Raw genomic sequence first — 20,630 nt, forward strand, 5'->3', positions numbered from 1 at the left:
GTAGAACTCCGTTTTGTTCGTCGGGCGTACCGTGGGCAATGAGGGTTATTCCGGGTACTGGGCTATGCGCTTCGGCGCCGCCCAGACCGCGTCCTGGATGACCAGCTTTCGGGGGATCAGCTTGAGTTCGGCGAAGGTGTCGGCGATGCGCTGCTGGGCACGGACCACCTCTGGCGTGATCGGCCGGGCGCCGTACCCCTGGCGGATCACCGCCTTGCGGGTAATTTCGCGGGACAGGCCGAGCAGCGGCGCCACCTGCTCGGTGGCCTGGTCCGGATTGGCCTCGACCCAGCGGCCGATATCTCGGATTTCGCCGATCAGGGTGCTGATGACCGCAGGATTGCGCTCGGCGAACGGACGCGCCGCGAGGTAGAACTGATGGTTGCTGACCAGCCCCTGGCCGTCGCGCAGGGTGCGCGCCTGCAGCTGCGCCTCGGCGGCGGCCTGGAACGGATCCCAGATCACCCAGGCATCGACGCTGCCGCGCTCGAAGGCGGCGCGGGCATCGGCTGGCGGCAGGTACACCGGCTGGATGTCGCGGTACTGCAGCCCCGCCGATTCCAGCGCGCGGACCAGCAGGTAGTGCACATTGGAGCCCTTGTTCAGCGCGATCTTCTTGCCCTTGAGCTCGGCCACCGAGCGGATCGGTGAATCCTTCGGCACCAGGATCGCTTCGCCACTGGGCGCTGGCGGCTCATGGGCGACGTAGAGCAGATCGGCACCGGCGGCCTGGGCGAACACCGGCGGGGTTTCGCCGGTCACACCGAAGTCGATGGAGCCGACATTGAGCCCTTCCAGCAGCTGCGGGCCGCCGGGGAACTCCGTCCACTGAACGTCGAAGCCCTGCCCGGCGAGCCGCTGCTCCAGCGTGCCACGGGCCTTGAGCAGCACCAGCGTGCCGTATTTCTGGTAGCCGATCCGTAGGGTTTCGGCCTGGACATGGAAAGCGCCGATGGACAGGGTCGCGGCAAGCAGGGCGACCAGTCCTCGACGCAGGTTGCGAGTGCTCATGGGCACGCTCCTCTGCGATCGGATTGGGAAGCAACCTGCTCACCCGTTGGCGGGGGAGTAAGGCGAGGTGTAGCGTCAGGGGGCCGGAGCCCGGGTTTTCAGATACTCCAGCGGGCGTTGGCCAGCCGGTCGTTCAACAGGTGCGGATCGAGTGGCCGCGGACATCGCGCCAGCGCCGCGAGCAGTTGTGACGCGGCGGCTTCGAGGCGCTCACGCAGCGCGTCATCCAGTCGCGCCGGCTGGTTGCCCTCGGCATAGGCGATCTGCCGGTCCACGGCGTACACGCCGTGCAGGATCTCCTGTGCCTTGAGCGCCGCCAGCACGGGCTTGAGCGCGTAGTCCAGCGCCAGCATGTGCGCCGCGCTGCCACCGCTGGCCAGCGGCAGCACCGCCTTGTTCGCCAGCGCCCGCTCCGGCAGCAGGTCCAGCAGCGTCTTGAGCGCACCGGCGAACGACGCCTTGTACACCGGCGTGGCCACCAGCAGACCATCGGCCTGCTCGACGTGCTCGGCGAAACGCTGCACCACCGGGCTGTCGAAGCGGGCGTGAATCAGGTCGGCCGGCTCGAAATCGCGTACGGCGTAGCGCACCACCTCCACGCCGTGGCGCTGCAGCCAGCCACCCGCCGCATCCAGCAGCACGCCGGAGCGCGAGCGCTGGCTGGGGCTGCCGGCCAGGGAAACGACCATCATCGGTGATCGTCCTCGCTCAGCGGTTAGGTTGCGACGTCAGGCGCAGGTACGGCTTGACCGCGCGATAGCCCTTGGGAAAGCGCTGCTTGATCTCCTCCTCGTCCTTGAGCGAGGGCACGATCACCACCTCGTCGCCGTCCTGCCAGTTGGCCGGGGTCGCGACCTTGTGGTTGTCGGTGAGCTGCAGCGAATCGATCACCCGCAGGATCTCGTGGAAGTTGCGCCCGGTGCTCGCCGGGTAGGTGATGGTCAGACGCACCTTCTTGTTCGGATCGATGACGAACAATGAGCGCACCGTCAGGGTGTCGTTGGCGTTGGGATGAATCAGGTCGTACAGCTCGGAGACCTTGCGGTCGGCATCAGCCAGGATCGGGAAGTTGACGCGGGTGTTCTGCGTCTCGTTGATATCGTCGATCCACTTGATGTGCGAATCCACCGGGTCCACGGACAAGGCGATGGCCTTGACGTTGCGCTTGGCGAACTCGTCCTTCAGCTTGGCGGTGAAGCCCAGTTCGGTGGTGCACACCGGGGTGAAGTCGGCCGGGTGCGAGAACAGCACACCCCAGCTGTCACCCAGCCACTCGTGGAAGCGGATGCGGCCTTCGCTGGAATCCTGTTCGAAATCGGGGGCGATGTCGCCGAGGCGGATGCTCATCTTCGTTCTCCTTTCTTGCGTGGGTTGCGGCATTGGTTGATAGCGATTTAGGCGCGCCGTTGCGCCTGTCGCTCGATCCGGCTCTGCAAGCGGTACAGGCTGGCGAAGCCCTGCTCCCAGCGCCGATGTCCGGAGGCCACGTTGATATGCCCGGCACCGGCCAAAATCGTGGTCTCGCTGCCCCAGGCGTGGCCCATCTCGACGGCACGCGCGGCACTGGCGGCAGTGTCGTTGTCCGAGCCGATCAGCAGGCTGGCGAATGGCAAAGGCTGGCGAGGGATCGGGGCGAAGTTGCGTAATGCTTCCGGGCAGCCGCTGCGTTCGACATCCGCGGGGGCCACCAGCAGGGCGCCGCGCACCCGTTGCAGCAGCTGCGCAGGTGCCTGAGCCGCCCAGTGCGCAACCGTGATGCAGCCCAGGCTGTGCGCCACCAGAATGACCGGTTCGGTATGGCCGGCAATGCTGCACTGCAGCTCGGCGACCCAGTCTTCGCGACGCGGAAGGAGCCAGTCCTGCTGCTCCACTCGGGCGCTGCCCGGCAGGGTGCGTTGCCAATGGCTTTGCCAATGCTCATCGGGCGAGCCGTGCCAGCCCGGCACGATCAGATAACGGATGCTGCGCATATCGGCGCCTCCTGTGATTCATGGCGGCCAGTCTAGACAGCAGATCGATTCGCTTAAAAAGAATAAAGAATTCTTTATTTATTCTTTTTAAGAATATGAGGTCGTCTGATAAAGAATCTTCTTGTTATTCCATAAAGATCTATAAATGTTCTTAAACAATATTTTTAAGAATATTTCGCCCACACCTATGATCCGCTCCACGCCTTGCTGGCTACGGCCGTTCCGGTCGTCACGAAAGGCTTTCACGGAGAACAGCAATGACCGCGACCATTCGCAACCTCGAGGGGCAGGACGAAGCCAGCATCCTGCGCGAGATCCACAGTGCCCTGAGCGGCCTCAAGTTCGGCTCGGTTGAAATCACCGTGCACAACGGCCAGGTCGTGCAGATCGAGCGCAAGGAGAAGTTCCGCCTGCAGCCGACCGGCAAGAACGCCTGACCCCGACTACCCCATCCATCAGCCCGACTGGACCACCGGAGGGCGTGACCATGAAACGAGCCGAGACCATGAACACGCACCGGTACTGCAGCTGTCGTCCGCGAATGCGGAGCTAATCGAGTCACTGAAAACCACCGGACACAGCTAGACCAGGTTGCAACCCGCCGGGCTGCTTCTGCCTCGCGCTGCCTGTCTTCCAGCGTGATTTCAGCGACCGCCCCTGAAGCGCCAACACATACCAAATTAGTTTTTTCAGGAGCTGCACCATGTCCATTCGTCGCTTCGCCCTCGCCGCCCTGGCGAGCGCGCTGATCGCCGGCCCCGCACTGGCCGCCGATACCCTGCTCAACGTGTCCTACGATCCGACGCGCGAGCTCTATGTGGAATTCAACGACGCCTTCAACAAGCACTGGCAGGCCCAGGGCCATGAGCCGATCAAGATCCAGCAATCCCATGGCGGCTCGGGCAAGCAGGCCCGTGCCGTCATCGATGGTCTGCGCGCCGATGTGGTGACGCTGGCCCTCGCTGGCGATATCGATGAGCTGCATCGCCTCGGCAAGCTGATCCCCGAGGATTGGCAGACCCGTTTGCCGGACGCCAGCACCCCCTACACCTCGACCATTGTTTTCCTGGTGCGCAAGGGCAACCCGAAAGGCATCAAGGACTGGGACGATCTGATCAAGACGGGGGTCGAGGTGATCACGCCGAACCCGAAGACCTCCGGCGGCGCACGCTGGAACTTCCTTGCCGCCTGGGCCTATGCGCAGCAGAAATACGGCACTGAGGAACAAGCACAGGAATTCGTCGGGACGCTGTACAAGAACGTGCCCGTACTGGACACCGGAGCTCGCGGCTCGACCGTCACCTTCGTCAACAACGGCATCGGCGACGTGCTGCTGGCCTGGGAGAACGAGGCCTTCCTGGCCCTGAAGGAACAGGGCGGTGAAGATTTCGAGATCATCGCGCCTTCGCTGTCGATCCTTGCCGAGCCACCGGTGGCTGTGGTGGACAAGAACGTCGAGCGTAAGGGCACGCGGGCGCTAGCCGAGGCCTATTTGAACTACCTGTACAGCGAGGAAGGCCAGCGCATCGCGGCGAAGAACTTCTACCGGCCACGCAACGAGGCCGTGGCGGCCGAATTCAAGGATCAGTTCCCGGCGCTGAAGCTGGTCACCATCGACGGGGATTTCGGCGGCTGGAAGGCCGCACAACCGAAGTTCTTCAATGATGGCGGCGTTTTCGACCAGATCTATCAGGCCGAATGAAGCTACTGCGCTTGCTCATACTTCGTTGAAGACCGGCTCGGGCCTGCTCATTTACAGCCCGTAAACTCCGCGCCCTCGCCGGTCTTCGCCTTGCCTGAGCTGCGCTCGTGACGCTTCAGCCGAACCTCCTCAATCGGATCGCGATGACCACGGCGGATTCTTTTCCGCCCTGTCGAAGGAATAGTCATGTCCCGCCGAACCTCCTCCGTCATACCCGGCTTCGGGCTGACGCTGGGTTACACCCTGGTGTACCTCAGCCTGTTGGTGCTGATTCCCCTGGGTGCGCTGTTTCTCAAGACCACCGAGCTCTCCTGGGCGCAGTTCATCGCCATCGTCAGCGCGCCGCGCGTGCTGGCGGCGCTCAAGCTGAGCTTCGGCACCGCCTTCGCTGCCGCCGTGCTCAATGGCGTGATCGGCACGCTGCTGGCCTGGGTGCTGGTGCGCTATCGCTTCCCCGGCCGCAAGATCATCGAGGCGATGATCGACCTGCCCTTCGCCCTGCCGACCGCGGTGGCAGGCATCGCCCTCACCGCGCTGTACGCGCCTAACGGACCGATCGGCCAGTTCGCTACCGAGCTGGGCTTCAAGATCGCCTACAGTCCGCTGGGCATCACCCTGGCGCTGACCTTCGTCACCCTGCCCTTCGTGGTGCGCACCATTCAGCCGGTGCTCGCCGATATCCCGCGTGAAGTGGAAGAAGCCGCGGCCTGCCTCGGCGCCCGGCCGCTGCAGGTTGTTCGCCATGTGCTGCTGCCAGCGCTGCTGCCAGCCTGGCTGACCGGCTTCGCCCTGGCCTTTGCCCGCGGCGTCGGCGAGTACGGCTCGGTGATCTTCATCGCCGGCAACATGCCGATGAAGACCGAGATCCTGCCGCTGCTGATCATGGTCAAGCTGGATCAGTACGACTACGCCGGCGCCACCGCCATCGGCGTGCTGATGCTGGTGGTGTCGTTTGTCCTGCTGCTGTTCATCAACCTGCTGCAGCGCCGCATCGCGCGTTCCTGAAGAGGCCACCGACATGACTTCCGCTTCCCTATCGGTGACTGCAAACAGCACCGCCAACGCAACGCGCCGCGGCAACGCCCTTGGCCGCCGGCTGCTGATCGTCGCCGCCTGGCTGGTCTTCGCGCTGTTTCTGCTGCTGCCCCTGTTGATCGTCGTCAGCGAGGCACTGAAGCAGGGCTTCGGCACATTTTTCACCGCCATCTTCGAGCCCGACGCCCTGGCGGCGCTCAAGCTCACCCTGCTTGCCGTGGGCATCTCGGTGCCACTCAATCTGGTGTTCGGCGTCGCCGCCGCCTGGTGCGTGAGCAAGTACGAGTTCCGCGGCAAGAGCCTGCTCGTCACCCTGATAGACCTGCCGTTCTCGGTCTCCCCGGTCATCGCCGGCCTGATCTACGTGCTCCTGTTCGGCGCCCAGGGCTATTTCGGCGAGTGGCTGAGTGATCGCGATATCCAGATCATCTTCGCCGTGCCCGGCATCGTCCTCGCGACTCTGTTCGTCACCGTGCCCTTCGTCGCCCGCGAGCTGATCCCGCTGATGCAGGAGCAGGGCAGTACCGAAGAGGAAGCCGCGCGGCTTCTCGGCGCCAGCGGCTGGCAGATGTTCTGGCACATCACCCTGCCGAACATCAAATGGGGCCTGATCTACGGCGTGGTGCTCTGCACCGCGCGGGCGATGGGCGAGTTCGGCGCCGTGTCGGTGGTCTCCGGGCATATCCGCGGGCTGACCAACACCCTGCCGCTGCACGTCGAGATTCTCTACAACGAATACAACCATGTCGCCGCGTTCAGCGTGGCCAGCCTGCTGCTGGCCCTGGCGCTGGTGATCCTGCTGCTCAAGCAGTGGAGCGAATCGCGCATCGCGCGCCTGAAAACCGGAGCACAGCCATGAGTATCGAAGTCCGTGACGTCAACAAGCGCTTCGGCCAGTTCCAGGCGTTGAAGGCGATCGACCTGCACATCCAGAGCGGCGAATTGGTCGCCCTGCTCGGCCCGTCCGGCTGCGGCAAGACCAGCCTGCTGCGCATCATCGCCGGGCTGGAAACGCCGGACAGCGGCAACATCGTATTCCATGGCGAGGACGTTTCCAGCCGCGACGTGCGCGACCGCAACGTCGGCTTCGTCTTCCAGCACTACGCACTGTTCCGCCACATGACGGTGTTCGAGAACGTCGCCTTTGGCCTGCGCATGAAGCCAAAGAAGCAGCGCCCGAGCGAAGCGGTAATCGCCGCCAAGGTTCACGAGTTGCTGAACCTAGTGCAGCTGGACTGGCTCGCCGATCGCTACCCCGAGCAGCTCTCCGGCGGCCAGCGCCAGCGCATCGCCCTGGCCCGCGCGCTGGCGGTGGAGCCCAAGGTGTTGCTGCTCGATGAGCCGTTCGGCGCGCTGGACGCCAAGGTGCGCAAGGAACTGCGCCGCTGGCTGGCGCGGCTGCACGAGGACGTGCACCTGACCTCCGTGTTCGTTACCCACGACCAGGAGGAGGCGATGGAGGTCGCCGATCGCATCGTGGTGATGAACAAGGGGGTGATCGAGCAGATCGGCACGCCGGCGGAGGTGTACGCCAACCCCGCCAGCGAGTTCGTCTACCACTTCCTCGGCGACGCCAATCGGCTGCAGCTGGATGAACAGCACAGTGTGCTGTTCCGCCCGCATGAGGTTTCCCTGAGCCGTGAAGCGGTGGCCGAGCACCTGGCCGGCGAGGTGCGCGACATCCGCCCGCTCGGCGCGCTGACCCGGGTCACGCTGAAAGTCGCAGGGCAAGCCGAGCCGATCGAAGCGGAGGTCGGCAACGATCACGCCAGCCTGGTGGGCGTGCAACGCGGCAGCACGCTGTACTTCCAGCCCAAGGGGCAGGCACTGCGCGCAGGCTGATGCGTGCCGCCGGTCATATCGGGCGACAGAAGCGACTTGGCCGCGGCGGGCAACTGTCGCACCCTGTCGGCAGTCGCCCCTTATCGCGAGGCACCCATGCGCATCACCCTGTTCAGCAGCAAGCCCTATGACCGTGACAGCTTCCAGGCCGCCAACCGCTCCCACGGCTTCGAGCTGCACTTTCTCGAGACCCGCCTAGACCCTGACACCGCGGCCCTGGCGACGGGCGCCGAAGTGGTCTGCCCGTTCGTCAACGACGTGCTCTCTGCCCCCGTGCTGGAGCAGCTCGCGGCCGGCGGCACGCGGCTGATCGCACTGCGCTCGGCCGGTTACAACCATGTCGATCTGCCCTGCGCCAGGCGTCTCGGCCTGCCGGTGGTACGGGTGCCGGCCTACTCGCCGCATGCCGTGGCCGAGCACACCGTGGCACTGATCCTGGCGCTCAATCGCCGCCTGCCGCGTGCCTACAACCGCACCCGCGAAGGCAACTTCTCGCTGCAGGGGCTGACCGGCTTCGATCTGGTCGGCAAGCGCGTCGGTGTGGTCGGCAGTGGGCAGATCGGCGCGGTGTTCGCGCGGATCATGCAGGGCTTCGGCTGCGAGGTGCAGCTCTATGACCCCTACCCCAACCCGGAGCTGGAACGCCTCGGCATGCGTTACGTGGCGATCGACGAGCTACTGGCCGGCAGCGATATCGTCAGCCTGCATTGCCCGCTCACCGAAGCGACCCGTCACCTGATCAACCAGCAGAGCCTGGCGACCATGAAACCGCACGCCATGCTGATCAACACCGGCCGCGGCGCGCTGATCGACACGCCGGCGCTGATCGGCGCGCTGAAGAGCGGCCAGCTCGGCTATCTGGGGCTGGATGTCTACGAGGAAGAAGCCGGGCTGTTCTTCGAGGATCACTCCGGCCTGCCGCTGCAGGACGATGTGCTGGCGCGGCTGCTGTCGTTCCCCAACGTGATCGTCACCGCCCACCAGGCCTTCCTCACCGAGGAGGCGCTGGCGGCCATCGCCGGCACCACCCTGGGCAACGTCGCTGCCTGGCAGGCCGGGCAGCTCGCCAATCAGGTCAGCGACTAGCGTCGAGCTGGCGCAGGCGCGCTTCCAGCAACGCGGGGAAGCGTTTGAACCAGGTCTGGTTCAGCGGCGAGGGGTGCGGCAGCGGGTGCAGGGTGAAGGTTCGTGCATGGCCTTGCGCGTCCTGCAGATCGATATCGAGGTTGGCCGTAAAGCGATCCTCACGCTGCCAGAACGCCTCCAGGCGCTGGCGCGCCTCGCGCGGCTGGCCGATGGCGAACCAGAGAAAGGCCTCGCGACCGAGAGTGACGATATGCCGGCCATGCCAGCTGTCGATCAGCAACTGGCGCATCAGCGGCTGGAAGCGGCGCTTCACCGCCATGGACCAGGCCTTGTTGCCGATGGGCTTGTACGGCACGGTGTTGATCCAGAAGTAGTGCCGGCCCAGCGCCCGTCCCGCCTCGAAGTCCGGCATCTCTGCGCCGTGCAGGTGGCGATAGAGCACGCGCCGGACGATCTGTCCGCCGGCGCCGATGAAGGGCTCGCCGTGACGCACTTCCTCGCGGCCCGGGTCGCGGCCGAAGAAGCAGAGCGGCGCATCGGCATCGCCGAGGCCGATGATCGGCTCCAGCGGATCACGGTCGTAGGTTGCATAGATCGCCGTATCGATGCCGTCGGTGTCGGCAGCGAGGTCACGCAGCGCCTGGCGCAGCGATGCAGGCACGCGGTTCAATAGTCGTCTTCTTCGACCAGTTCGACCGCCGCGGCGTCCAGGGCATAAGCGGCATCGGCCAGGTCGTTGCTGACCGGCTCGATCTGCAGGCGACCGTCGACCCACAGCGGCGCGTAGATATCTTCCAGGGCGATGCCCTTCGGGTAGCGCACCAGCACGATCTGGTTCGGCGGCGGCGGCGGCACGTGGATGCACGCGCCCGGATAGGGCACCAGGAAAAACTCGGTGCTGCGCCCGCGGGCATCGCTTTCCAGCGGCACCGGATAGCCACCGAGGCGGATCTCGCGGCCGTTCAGCTCGGCGACCGTCTTGGCCGAATACATCACCGCCGGCAGTCCGGCCTCCTGCTTGAGCCCGCCCTGATCGCTGAAACCCAGGTCCTCGGGCGTCGCGTGGTCGATCTCCGGCATCTCCTCCAGCGCCTGGCGATCCTCGGGCGGCATCAGTTCCAGCCAGTCGAGTTCGGGCGGCGTGGCGAGGGCGTGAGAGGCGAAGGCGAGACAGCAGAGCAGCGAAAGGAAGGATTTGCGCATAGGGCAACTACATGAGAAGGGAACGGGGCCGCAGGGCGCGGCCCCGCAGTGAATCAGTGCTTGCGGCTGGTGACCATGCCGTAGATGACCAGCAGGATGATCGCACCGACCACGGCGCCGATAAAGCCCGCGCCCTCGCCCGCCTGGTACAGGCCGAGCGCCTGACCCCCGTAGGTTGCCAGCAGCGAACCGCCGATACCGAGCAGGATGGTCATGATCCAGCCCATGCTGTCGTCGCCGGGTTTCAGGAAGCGTGCGATAAGGCCGACGATAAGGCCGATGATGATGGTGCCGATGATGCCCATTGGATGAATCTCCTCAGGTCCGAAAGGTAGGTAACCAATGGACCCGAGGGCTCTGCGGCGGTTCGCCGAAGCCAGACGGCCGGGCGTCAGGCGTGAGGGATCAGCGTCTCGACAGCGGTGATCTGGCGGTCCAGCGTGGCGCGATCAGGGCAACGCAGCGTGGCGTGACCCACCTTGCGGCCGACCTTGAAGGCCTTGCCGTAGTGGTGCAGATGGCAGTCCTCGATGGCGATCACCTTGTCCACCGGCGGCACTTCGCCGATGAAGTTGAGCATGGCGCTCTCGCCCAGCTTGGCGGTCGAGCCCAGCGGCAGGCCGGCGACGGCGCGCAGGTGATTCTCGAACTGGCTGCACTCGGCGCCTTCGATGGTCCAGTGGCCGGAGTTGTGAACGCGCGGGGCGATCTCGTTGGCCTTCAGGCCGCCATCGACTTCGAAGAACTCGAAGGCCAGCACGCCGACATAATCGAGCTTCGCGAGCACGCGACCGACATAGTCCTCGGCCAGCGCCTGCAGCGGATGGTTGCTGCTGGCCACTGACAACCGCAGGATGCCGCTCTCGTGGCTGTTGTGCACCAGCGGATAGAAACAGGTTTCACCATCGCGGCCACGCACGGCGATCAGCGAGACTTCACCGGTGAACGGTACGAAGCCCTCGAGGATGCACGGCACGCTGCCCAGTTCGGCGAAGGCATTGCCGACGTCGGCCGGCTTGCGCAGCAGTTTCTGGCCCTTGCCGTCATAGCCCAGGGTGCGGGTCTTGAGCACCGCAGGCAGGCCGATGCTGGCCACCGCGGCGTCGAGATCGGCCTGGGACTGGATATCGGCGAAATCCGGGGTGGGGATGCCGAGGTCCTTGAACATGGATTTTTCGAACCAGCGATCGCGGGCGATGCGCAGCGATTCGGCGCTCGGGTAGACCGGCACGAACTGCGAGAGGAAGGCCACCGTCTCGGCCGGCACGCTCTCGAACTCGAAGGTGACCAGGTCCACCTCGTCGGCCAGCCGGCGCAGATGATCCTTGTCGTCGTAGTCGGCGCGGATGTGCTCACCGAGGGCCTGGGCGCAGGCATCCGGCGCCGGGTCGAGGAAGGCGAAGCTCATGCCCAGCGGAGTGCCCGCCAGGGCCAGCATGCGGCCCAGCTGGCCGCCACCGATCACACCAATTTTCATATCAACGGCCCTTCATTAGGCGGCAGATCAAGCGCGCGACAGGCGCGGCGCCAGGAAGCAGAGTTTAGTCCCGGCTCAACCACGCGGGTCCGGGTTGTCGAGCACCGTCTGGGTCTGCTCGTCACGGAATTTCTTCAGCGCCTGGTGATACTCGGGGAATTCATGGCCGAGGATGCTTGCCGAGAGCAGCGCGGCGTTGATCGCACCGGCCTTGCCGATGGCCAGGGTGGCGACCGGCACGCCGGCCGGCATCTGCACGATCGACAGGAGCGAATCGACACCGGAGAGCATCGACGACTGCACCGGTACGCCAAGGACCGGCAGGTGCGTCTTGGCCGCGCACATGCCAGGCAGATGGGCGGCACCACCGGCGCCAGCGATGATCACGCGCAACCCGCGCGCTTCGGCCTGTTCGGCGTACTGGAAGAGCAGATCCGGGGTGCGGTGGGCGGACACCACCGTCACTTCATGGGGGATGCCCAGCTTTTCCAGCATGTCGGCGGTGTGGCTCAGGGTGGACCAGTCGGACTTGGAGCCCATGATCACGCCTACCAGTGCGCTCATCGTCGTGCCTCTCATCGGGCGCCCGCGGGCGCGTCAAGAACAACAAACCACGCAAAAGAGCGTGGCCTGGGTGGGCGCGATCCGACCACAGGCCGCCCGCGCGAAAGCCGCGCAGTATAGCGCAAGGCGTGACCGGCCAGTACCCCGCGCCACTGGCGTTATTGAAGCGGCGCCGGCGCCACGCGCGGCAGTTCGATCCAGAAGCGGCTGCCGACGCCCGGCTCGCTGTGCAGCCCCAGCTGACCGTTCATCAGACGGGCGAACTCCAGGCACAGCGACAGGCCGATACCGGTGCCCTGGATCATGCTGTTTTCCCGCCCGAGCCGCTGGAAAGGCTCGAATACCTGCGCCTGCTGCGCGGGGTCGATGCCCAGGCCGGTGTCCTCGACCAGGATGCGCACGTGCTCCGGGCTGCTTTCGGCACGCAGGCTGATATGACCGTTGGGCACGTTGTACTTCATCGCATTGGACAGCAGGTTGAGCAGGACCTGACGCAGCCGGCGCGGCTCGGCCAGCACCAGCAGGCCGTCGTCCGGCAGGTTCAGATCGAGCTGCAACCCGCGCTGCTGGACTTCCAGAGCAACCAGCTCGGCGCATTCGCGCATCAGGCTGCACACGTCCACCGGCTGCAGCTCCAGCTGCGGACGCTCCTTCTGCAGACTGGACCATTCGAGAATCTCGCCCAGCAGCTGGTTGAGATGCCGGCTGGCGAGCAGGATCTCGTCGAGGTACTCGGCCGCTTCGGATTGACTGCTGTCATCGCAGTCCATGCGCATCAGCTGGGCGAAGCCGAGGATCGCATTGAGCGGCGTGCGCAGCTCGTGGCTGATGCCCGAGAGCAGCCGCCCCTTCGCTTCGCTGGCGGCCTCGGCCTGCAGCGTCGCCGCGCGCAGTTCGGCCTCGACACGCTTGAGCGCGTCGATATCCACATGGGTGCCGGCCAGCACCCGCACCATGCCGGTTTGCGGGTCCTGCTCCAGTACCCGGCCCCGGCTGAGCAGCCAGTGGTACTCGCCCAGCGCATCGGCAAAACGGTATTCGGCTTCGTAGCGCTGCTGCAGGCCCTGCTGGATCCGCTCGATCTGCGCCAGCGCCTGGGGCAGGTCGTCCGGATGGATGCGCTGGCGGAACTCGCGATCGCTGAGCACGCCGGAGGGCAGGCCGAAGCGGCCCAGCATGCTGCCGCGCAGACGCAGCGTGTGATTGGGCATGTCGTATTCCCAGAGGCTCTCGGTCGCGCTCTCCAGCACCAGCTCAAGACGCCGCTGTGCCTCCCAGCGTTCGGATTCGCTGTGGGCCAGACGACTGCCGATGTCCTGGGTATGCCGGGACATCTCGTCGAGCTCGCGGATCGGCGCATGCACCGGCTCCGGTCGCCAGCGGCCCAGGCCGATATCGCCGAGCATCCGCGAGATGCCCGCGATGGGCGCCAGCAGCGCCTGGCTGAGCTGGCGCGCGCGCAGCCACATGACGGCAAAGAAGCCGATGTAGAACAGCACCAGCCCGGCGATCAGCAGGTAGCCGATCTGCTGGTAGCGGCTGGCCAGGGCGTTGGTCTGGCGAAACACCGCCGCCTCGTCGACCACCGCCAGCAGATGCCAGCCGGTTTGCGCCACGGTCGTCCACGCCACCAGCTGCGGCCGTCCGCCCAGCATCACCCGCTGCACGCCGCTTGGCGCACCGGATATCGCCGCGGCCAGCTCCGCCGTTTCAGGACGGCGATCGAGCTGGAAGTCCTCAGGCTTGAACATCTCGCTGCGTATCGCTTCCAGATAGGAGTGATCGGTCAGCTCCGCAAGACCGAAATCCACTTCGCCCGGTTCCGGCAATGCCATGATCGACAGGTCGTCGCTGACCAGCATGGCGTAGCCGCCCCAGGGCACCTGCAACTGGTCGATCTGCTCGAGAATGACGCTGACGGTGATGTCGATGCCGACCACGCCTTCGAGGAAAGCATCCCGGTAGACCGGCGCAATGGCCGACATCATCCAGCCGTGCCCGGCCGGGTCCAGATAGACGTCGGTCCACACCACGCCGCGCGAGGGGTTGTGCTCGGCATCGGCCAGGTAATAGAAGTTGTACTGCGGGATGTTCATATCCGCCGGGTACTGATCGACGGTGAAAAACCACGGATAGATGTGGTTGAAGCTGTCCCAGCTGTTGAAATACAGGCTTGCTACCAGCGGGTTGCGCGTCTCGATTTCCTTCATCAGCGGTTCCAGCTGGCGCAGCCTGGCGATCTTCTGCAGATCATGCTGCTCGGCTGGCGTCGCGCCGGAATAGAACACCGCCGCGCCACCGTTATCGTCGGGGCTGTAGCGCACGCCGTCGGCGCTGAGAGCGAGTTCCGGCAACTGCGCAGGCGCTCCGTCCTGCAGGGCCTTCGCGGTGAGATTGCGGTAGAGCTGGGTAAGCGAGCCGACCTGGGCAAGCTGCTCGCTGATCAGGCGCGATTCGAGGCTGGCCGAGGCCTGCAGATCATTGAGTGCGGTCTGGCGAAGGTGGTCGATCTGCGCGTCGCGGATCGCGCCGTTGGTCAGCAGATAGATCGCGATCAACGCGGTTTCCACCAGGACCAGCGGAATCAGCGCGCTGCGAACGAAGGCTCGCCAGATCCATTGACGCAAGCCGATTGGTTTGGGGATGGGCACGATCGGGCTCCAGCAGCCGCGCAAGGCACGCCATCAGCAGTAGGCGCGGCAGGGTCGCGATCATAGCACCGCAGCCGCGGCGGCAAACCATCACCTTCGCCGCATGCACCGCCGCGGTTTCAGGAGACGCTGGCCAGAGCGGTCGCGGCGGGCGCGCTGCGGCGACACTGCTTGGCCATGGCGGCCAGGCGTACCGCCACGTTGGGCGTGCCGTAGCCGGCGTAACCGTTGCAGCGCTGCAGGATCTCGAAGAAGAAGCGTCCCTCGAACGGCTCGGTATAGACGTGGAACAGCTCGCCCCCTTCGGCATCGCGGTCGTACAGCACGTTGTAACGCGCCAGTTCGGCGAGCAGCGAGTCGTCGAAGTCGAAACGCGCAGCCAGGTCGTCGTAGTAGTTGCGCGGAATCTGCAGCAGCGGCACCCCGGCCGCCTGCGCGCGAGCCACCTCGGCAAAGATGTCGTCACAGGCGAAGGCCACGTGGTGCACGCCGGCGCCACGGTAGCTGGACAGTGCCTGGGCGATCACCGTGTCGCGATCCTGCGAGGTGTTCAACGGCAGGCGGACCCGGCCGCAAGGGCTGCGCATGGCGCGGCATTTCATCAGGCCATAGGGATCGGGCAGCAGCAGCTCGTCGTCGGCCTCGAAATCGAACAGGCTACGGTAGAACAGCACCCAGCTGGCCAGGCTCTCGGCCGGCAGCGCAGTGGCCATGTGATCGATCCGCTGCAGGCCGGCGCCCGCGGGTGCCACGGCGTGCAGGCGGAAATCGATATCGTAGTTGCTCTGGCCCGGCGCCCCGGATTCGAGCAGGTAGATCAACCCGCCATCCGGCGCCCGCACCGCCGGGATCTGCCGCTCGTTCGGCCCGATTAGCCCGCGATAGGGCTGCCCGCCGAAGGCGCAGGCGCGCGCCAGCGCCGATGCTTCGTCATCGATCTTCAGCGCCATGGCACACACCGAAGGACCGTGTGCCTCGAAGTAGTTGTGCGCGAAGGAATAGGGTTCGGCGTTGAGCACGATGTTGATTTCGCCCTGACGATACAACTGCACATCTTTCGAGCGGTGCTGGCCGACATGGGCGAAGCCGAGCTGCTGCAGCCAACTGCCGAGGCGCACCGCGTGCGGCTCGTCTACCGCGAACTCGAGAAAATCGATGCCCTCGTAGCGCGGTGCCCCTGGCGCCGTGAACAGCGACGGTACGACGGCTGCGGACGGCGCCGAAGCGTTCAGTCGCTGGCCGGTCTTTTCTTCCAGGTGCCGCAGCGCGCGCAAGCCATCGGCCGCGATGCCAAGCGGCGGTGCGGCACGGAAGCCGTCGTTGAATACCTCCAACGACAACGGGCCGCTGTAGCCGGCCTGCAGCACCGGCGCGAGAAAGCCGGCCAGATCGAACTCGCCCTGGCCGGGGAAGCAGCGGAAATGCCGGCTCCACTCCAGCACGTCCATGGCCAGCACGGGCGCATCGGCCAGCTGCACGAAGAAGATCCGCTCGCCGGGAATCTCGACGATGCCGCTCGGGTCGTCGCCCAGGGCCAGGGTATGGAAGCTGTCGAGAATCACCCCCAGCGCCGGATGATCGACCTGCTGCACCAGCGTCCAGACATCACGCCAGGTCTTCACGTGGCGACCCCAGGCCAGCGCCTCGTAGCCGACCCGCAGACCACGTGCGCCAGCCCGCTCGGCGATGAGGCCGAGGTCGCCGAGCAGCGTCTCGCGGTCGCCCAGCGCATCGGCCTGCACATTGCTGCACAACAGCATCAGCTCGGCGCCGAGTTCCTGCATCAGGTCGAACTTGCGCTCGGCGCGATCAAGATTGCGCTGCAGCCGCTCGCGCGGGCAGCCCTCGAAGTCGCGGAATGGCTGGAACAGCGTCACCGTCAGCCCCAGCGCCTCGCAGCGCCGGCGAACATCCAGCGGGCTGCCGGAGTGATACAGCAGATCGTTCTCGAACAGTTCGATGCCGTCGAACCCGGCAGCCGCTGCGGCCTCGAGTTTTTCCGGCAGCGTACCGCTGAGGGACACGGTGGCGATGGAGCGCTTCATTCGGTTACTCCTGTTACCGGGGGCCGCGGCCGTGCAGGCCGCCGACGGATAGGCGAAGCCAGGGTCATGTTCAAGGCACCAGACCGTCCCGCTTGGCCGGATCGGTCAGGGGCAGCCTCAGACCGCTCTGAGCGGGCATCGGCGCTGCCGAATCCTCCAGCAGTGCGCGCAGCGGCGTGGCAATGGAGGCGGTGTAGTCCTTGACGCAGCGATGATGGCCACCGAGCACGTCATAGCTTTCGAAGCTCGCGCCCATGTTGCGCCAGGCCCGGCTGGTGTAATCGGCAGAGAAATAGACCACCGGCGCATCGATACGCTGCGGCAGGTAGCGCGCCATCACCAACGAGTACTGCAGGAAGCGCACTCGCACTTCGCGGTCCCGTGCGGTGGGGGGCGGCGGCACATGGCCGGCCAGCCGTTGCTGCACCATGCGCGTACTGCGGTGCGTGAGCTTCCAGGCCAGGTTGGCCAGGCGCTTCGGATAGGGCCATTTGCTGGTTTCGCCGAAGCGACTCAGCGCTTCGTAGGCACGGGCGAGGTAGCTATCCGGCAATACGCGGTCCAGGGTGCGCAGAATGGCCCGCGACCAGGGCCGCACATTGGCGGTGGGCGGGTCGATCAGCGCGACGATTTCCACGCTGTGCCCGGCCTCGATGAGCAGGCGAGCCGCTTCGAAGGCCACCAGCGCGCCGTTGCAGTAGCCGCCGATGCGATACGGCCCTTCCGGCTGCCGCTCGAGGATCAGCGGCAGGCGCTCGCGGGCCATCTGCTGCACCGATTCGGGAATCGGCTCGTCGCCCATGCCATGCGGGGCAATGGCGGTCAGCGGCTGCTGCGAGCCGAGCAGCCTGGCCAGGCGACGGATGTAGTAGCCGCCATGGGCGAAATCGCCGTGGAACCAGAACAGCGCCGTCCGCCCCGGCTGCGCGTTGAAGTCGATGACCGGGATGACATGCGCCGCGAGATTTTCCAGGCGCTCGGCCAGCTCACGTGCGGTTTCGGCCTCCACCAGCACCGACTCGGGAATCACCCGGCCGAGCATCTGCTCCAGTTCGGTCAGCATCTCGGTGGCCAGCAGCGAATCGCCGCCGCAATCGAGGAAATTGTCCTGCGGGCCTACCGCTTCGGTTTTCAGCAGGCGGCGCCAGAGCGCCAGCACTTGCTGCTCCAGCGGCGAGGCGGCCTCGCTGGCGCCGGCCTGACGGGCTCGCTCGCTGCGCTGCTCGACATACGCATCCGCCAGGCGATGGCGCAGCACCTTGCCCGTCAGCCCGCGTGGCAAGGCGTCGATGACCTGTACGCGTCGCGGCACCTTGAAATACACCAGCTCACCGCGCAGGAAGTTCTGCAGTTCGTTGGGCGAGACGCTCATCTGCGGATGCAGCACAACCGCCGCGGCCACGTCCTGCCCGAGGCGCGGATGCGGCACCGCGAACGCGGCGGCATCCGCCACCGCCGGATGGCGCAGCAGAGCCGCGTCGACTTCCGGCAGGCTGACCTTTTCACCACCGCGGTTGATGACTTCGCGCAGGCGCCCGTGCAGGTAAAGAAAGCCGTCCTCGTCGAGACTGCCGATGTCACCGGTGTGGAACCAGCCGTCACGCAGCACATCATTCAGCGCGGCATCGCCGAGATAGCCGGGCATGACCGTTGCGCCACGCACGCGGATTTCGCCGCGCTGGCCGCTCGGCACCGGCAGGCCTTGCTCGTCGACGATGCTCAACGTTTCCGGCCACGGCCGGCCTACGCTGCCGCTCTTGCGCTCAGCAGGGGTATTGACGGCGATCTGCGCTGCTTCGCTGGAACCGTAATGCTCCAGCAGCGGGAAGCCCATGGTCTGCTCGAAGGCATCGATGATGTCCTGCCCCAGCGGCGCGCCACCGGAAGAGGCGAAGCGCGGTCGGTGTGCGCCGAGGCCTTCGGGATGGGTAGTGGCGGCCTCGAGGACTGCGCGATGCAGCGCCGGGCCGGCCGAATACCAGCTCGGGCGCAGGGCTTCGAACCACTCGTGCAGGTCCACCACCGCCGGGCTGAGCGGAAAAGCGACGCTGCCGCCAGTGAGCAGCGGCGTGAGGATGGTGACCTTCAGCCCGTGGGAGTAATAGGGCGCCGATACACACAGGCAGCGGTCGCCGGCAGCCAGGCCGAACCAGCGCTGCCATTTGCGCGCTGCGGTCAGCATGTTGCGATGGGTGAAGGGAATCAGCTTGGGCAGTGCGGTGGTGCCGGAGCTGCGCAGGATGAATGCCGGAGCGTCAGGCAGCGGCAGCTCGTCGGCGGCCGGCTGCGCGGCGACCGGCATGTCGAGCAGCAACGCCGGCGTGCCGTCTTCGGCCGCTTCGGCGGTGATCAGCGTCAGCCCATGGCGCTCGGCTGCGGCCCGGCCCTGCTGATCGCCATCGCTGCCGATCAGCAGGGCATCGAGCGGCAACTGGTTGAGAAACTGGTCCAGCTCGGCCGTGCCGAGGCGCGGATCGAGCGGTACGGCAACCGCCGAACAGGCGATGGCAATGATCGCGACCGCCGCCTGTGGGGCTTCCGGCAGCAACACGCCGATCCGCGCGTCGCGGCCAAAGCCGGCCAGGCGCAACTGGCGACGGGTCTGCTCGATCATCTGCTGCAGGCCGCGATGGTCCAGCGGCGCGAAGCGGGTGGAAACCACAGCAGGCTGCTCGGGCCCCATGCGGGCAGCATGAACGAGCGCAGCGTGGAGGGTGGTCGCTCCGGCGTTCGCTGCGGCATCGCCCAGCACTGGGGAGGCCGCGCCCGAACGGGGCACGGCCGGATCTAGGTCGTGGGTCACGCTGTCTGTCCTTGGCTGAGATCCGGCCGGGCCATGGCACGGATTGCACACCTAGGACAGCGAGACGGCGAGAAGTTGCCAAATGTTGCGCAACAAAATGTGTGCAGTTCGACTCACAATAACCGCCCGTTCCCGGACCGCAGCCGAAATTGAACTTCACCACTGCGCGTTAGGTGCCTAGATAGAGCCTTTTCAAGAGAGCGCGGCAGCCCGGGCCTCCAGTCGTCGCCAGAGCAATCGCACCGCGCCCTTGCGCATCAGCGAGCAGCGATACAGGCGGATCTCCAGTGGCACGCGCCATTGCTCGCTGCCGCAGATCGCCAGCTCGCCGCGTTCGAGCTCCGGCTCGACGCTCAGCCGCGGCACCCAGGCAATGCCCAGCCCCTGCAGCGCCATGCTCTTGAGGCTGTCGGCCATGGCCGTCTCGTAAACGGTGGTCGAACGCAGCGCACGCTGGCGCAGCAGCAGATTCACCGAACGACCGAGAAAGGCGCCGGCGCTGTAGGCCAGCAGCGGCACCGTCTGCCCACTGTCGACGTCATACAGCGGAACGCCGTCGGCATCCACCGCACAGACCGGCAGCATCTCGGTGCGCCCCAGGTGCAGCGAGGGAAACAGTTCCGGGTCGAGCTGCAGCGCGGCATCCGGATCGTAGTAGGCGAGGATCAGATCGCAGCCGCCCTCGCGCAGCACATGCACGGCTTCGCCGACGTTGGTGGCGATCAGTCGGGTAGCCAGGTTCAGCCCGTCGTGACGCAGGCCGGCGATCCACGCCGGGAAGAAGCCCAGCGCCAGCGAGTGCGCCGCGGAAATCTGCAGCACCTCGCCCTGCTGGCCGTCGACATGGTGCAGATGGCGCACCACCTCACCGAGCTGCTCGACCATGTTGCGCGCACTGACCAGGAACAGCTGACCGGCCTCGGTCAGCTCGATCGGCGTGCGCGAACGGTTGATCAGCTGCAGGCCGAGCGCCTCTTCCAGCGAGCGTATCCGCCGGCTGAACGCAGGCTGGGTGACGAAGCGGCGTTGCGCGGCCTGGGAGAAGCTGCGGGTCGCCGCCAGTGCCACGAAATCCTCCAGCCACTTGGTTTCCAGATTCACCTGAACATCCCTCGATACGATTGTGACCGATACAAAGTCACAGCCACATTATGCCGTTTCAGCATAGGGCAGCCGCCAACGGCATTGGCCGCCAAACACCTGAAAGCCTTATTTTAGGCGCACTGCAGCACTGCCTGCGC

Annotated in this window: 19 protein-coding genes; 6 read left to right on the plus strand and 13 right to left on the minus strand. The window is 65.9% G+C overall.

Annotation, left to right across the window (positions count from 1 at the left end; genetic code table 11):
- Positions 1 to 45 precede the first annotated feature (45 nt).
- The 4 genes from EA798_RS10700 to EA798_RS10715 all read right to left on the minus strand — a co-directional run bounded on the left by EA798_RS10700 (position 46) and on the right by EA798_RS10715 (position 2,981).
- Positions 46 to 1,011, minus strand: coding sequence for a sulfonate ABC transporter substrate-binding protein (locus EA798_RS10700; protein WP_122098928.1), 966 nt, complete (start codon positions 1,009 to 1,011; stop codon positions 46 to 48).
- Positions 1,012 to 1,109: 98 nt separating this feature from the next.
- Positions 1,110 to 1,703, minus strand: a complete 594-nt coding sequence (gene ssuE / locus EA798_RS10705; RefSeq protein WP_122098929.1) for an NADPH-dependent FMN reductase — start codon at positions 1,701 to 1,703, stop codon at positions 1,110 to 1,112.
- Between the two features lie 16 nt (positions 1,704 to 1,719).
- Positions 1,720 to 2,358 carry a peroxiredoxin gene (locus tag EA798_RS10710; protein WP_122098930.1) on the minus strand — a complete coding sequence of 213 codons (639 nt, stop codon included), beginning with the start codon at positions 2,356 to 2,358 and terminating at the stop codon, positions 1,720 to 1,722.
- A gap of 47 nt (positions 2,359 to 2,405) precedes the next feature.
- Entirely contained in the window at positions 2,406 to 2,981 is a 576-nt protein-coding gene (locus EA798_RS10715; protein ID WP_102820307.1) for an RBBP9/YdeN family alpha/beta hydrolase, read from the minus strand.
- Between the two features lie 257 nt (positions 2,982 to 3,238).
- Here EA798_RS10715 and oscA point away from each other — a divergent pair, with 257 nt between their 5' ends.
- The 6 genes from oscA (at position 3,239) to EA798_RS10745 (ending at position 8,646) form a co-directional block, all read left to right on the plus strand.
- Complete coding sequence (gene oscA, locus EA798_RS10720; protein ID WP_011911457.1) at positions 3,239 to 3,418, plus strand: sulfur starvation response protein OscA; 180 nt, start codon at positions 3,239 to 3,241, stop codon at positions 3,416 to 3,418.
- A 266-nt stretch (positions 3,419 to 3,684) separates the two neighbouring features.
- Positions 3,685 to 4,683 carry a sulfate ABC transporter substrate-binding protein gene (locus EA798_RS10725; protein ID WP_122098931.1) on the plus strand — a complete coding sequence of 333 codons (999 nt, stop codon included), beginning with the start codon at positions 3,685 to 3,687 and terminating at the stop codon, positions 4,681 to 4,683.
- Between the two features lie 186 nt (positions 4,684 to 4,869).
- Entirely contained in the window at positions 4,870 to 5,688 is an 819-nt protein-coding gene (gene cysT / locus EA798_RS10730; protein WP_122098932.1) for a sulfate ABC transporter permease subunit CysT, read from the plus strand.
- A 13-nt stretch (positions 5,689 to 5,701) separates the two neighbouring features.
- Positions 5,702 to 6,577: a sulfate ABC transporter permease subunit CysW gene (gene cysW, locus EA798_RS10735; protein WP_106156392.1), complete on the plus strand. Its 876-nt coding sequence runs from the start codon at positions 5,702 to 5,704 to the stop codon at positions 6,575 to 6,577.
- Positions 6,574 to 7,560, plus strand: a complete 987-nt coding sequence (locus EA798_RS10740; protein ID WP_122098933.1) for a sulfate/molybdate ABC transporter ATP-binding protein — start codon at positions 6,574 to 6,576, stop codon at positions 7,558 to 7,560. The genes cysW and EA798_RS10740 overlap by 4 nt, the downstream gene beginning before the upstream one ends.
- Positions 7,561 to 7,656: 96 nt before the next feature.
- The gene (locus tag EA798_RS10745) at positions 7,657 to 8,646 is read left to right on the plus strand and encodes a 2-hydroxyacid dehydrogenase (protein WP_122098934.1); all 990 of its coding nucleotides are present in this window, start codon (positions 7,657 to 7,659) and stop codon (positions 8,644 to 8,646) included.
- Here EA798_RS10745 and EA798_RS10750 read toward each other — a convergent pair.
- From EA798_RS10750 to EA798_RS10790, 9 genes are all read right to left on the minus strand, one after another.
- On the minus strand, positions 8,636 to 9,316 hold the full coding sequence (locus EA798_RS10750; RefSeq protein WP_106156399.1) for a uracil-DNA glycosylase family protein: 681 nt from the start codon (positions 9,314 to 9,316) through the stop codon (positions 8,636 to 8,638). The genes EA798_RS10745 and EA798_RS10750 overlap by 11 nt on opposite strands.
- Positions 9,313 to 9,849, minus strand: coding sequence for a DUF3299 domain-containing protein (locus EA798_RS10755; RefSeq protein ID WP_122098935.1), 537 nt, complete (start codon positions 9,847 to 9,849; stop codon positions 9,313 to 9,315). Before EA798_RS10755 ends, EA798_RS10750 begins: the two co-directional genes overlap by 4 nt.
- A gap of 53 nt (positions 9,850 to 9,902) precedes the next feature.
- Positions 9,903 to 10,154, minus strand: coding sequence for a GlsB/YeaQ/YmgE family stress response membrane protein (locus EA798_RS10760; protein WP_003297756.1), 252 nt, complete (start codon positions 10,152 to 10,154; stop codon positions 9,903 to 9,905).
- Positions 10,155 to 10,240: 86 nt separating this feature from the next.
- Complete coding sequence (locus EA798_RS10765) at positions 10,241 to 11,326, minus strand: 5-(carboxyamino)imidazole ribonucleotide synthase (protein ID WP_106156404.1); 1,086 nt, start codon at positions 11,324 to 11,326, stop codon at positions 10,241 to 10,243.
- A 75-nt stretch (positions 11,327 to 11,401) separates the two neighbouring features.
- Positions 11,402 to 11,890: a 5-(carboxyamino)imidazole ribonucleotide mutase gene (purE, locus tag EA798_RS10770; RefSeq protein ID WP_013981400.1), complete on the minus strand. Its 489-nt coding sequence runs from the start codon at positions 11,888 to 11,890 to the stop codon at positions 11,402 to 11,404.
- A 158-nt stretch (positions 11,891 to 12,048) separates the two neighbouring features.
- Positions 12,049 to 14,541 (minus strand): sensor histidine kinase, encoded by a 2,493-nt coding sequence (locus EA798_RS10775; protein ID WP_122098936.1) that lies wholly within the window; start codon positions 14,539 to 14,541, stop codon positions 12,049 to 12,051.
- A gap of 119 nt (positions 14,542 to 14,660) precedes the next feature.
- The gene (locus tag EA798_RS10780) at positions 14,661 to 16,586 is read right to left on the minus strand and encodes a bifunctional sugar phosphate isomerase/epimerase/4-hydroxyphenylpyruvate dioxygenase family protein (RefSeq protein WP_122098937.1); all 1,926 of its coding nucleotides are present in this window, start codon (positions 16,584 to 16,586) and stop codon (positions 14,661 to 14,663) included.
- A 70-nt stretch (positions 16,587 to 16,656) separates the two neighbouring features.
- A complete protein-coding gene (locus EA798_RS10785; RefSeq protein ID WP_122098938.1) occupies positions 16,657 to 19,389 on the minus strand; it encodes an AMP-binding protein in 2,733 nt (910 codons plus the stop codon).
- A 192-nt stretch (positions 19,390 to 19,581) separates the two neighbouring features.
- The gene (locus EA798_RS10790; RefSeq protein ID WP_122098939.1) at positions 19,582 to 20,490 is read right to left on the minus strand and encodes a LysR substrate-binding domain-containing protein; all 909 of its coding nucleotides are present in this window, start codon (positions 20,488 to 20,490) and stop codon (positions 19,582 to 19,584) included.
- Between the last annotated feature and the right edge of the window lie 140 nt (positions 20,491 to 20,630).

Origin of the sequence: Pseudomonas songnenensis, assembly GCF_003696315.1 — a bacterium.
In the GTDB taxonomy this organism is placed as follows: domain Bacteria; phylum Pseudomonadota; class Gammaproteobacteria; order Pseudomonadales; family Pseudomonadaceae; genus Stutzerimonas; species Stutzerimonas songnenensis.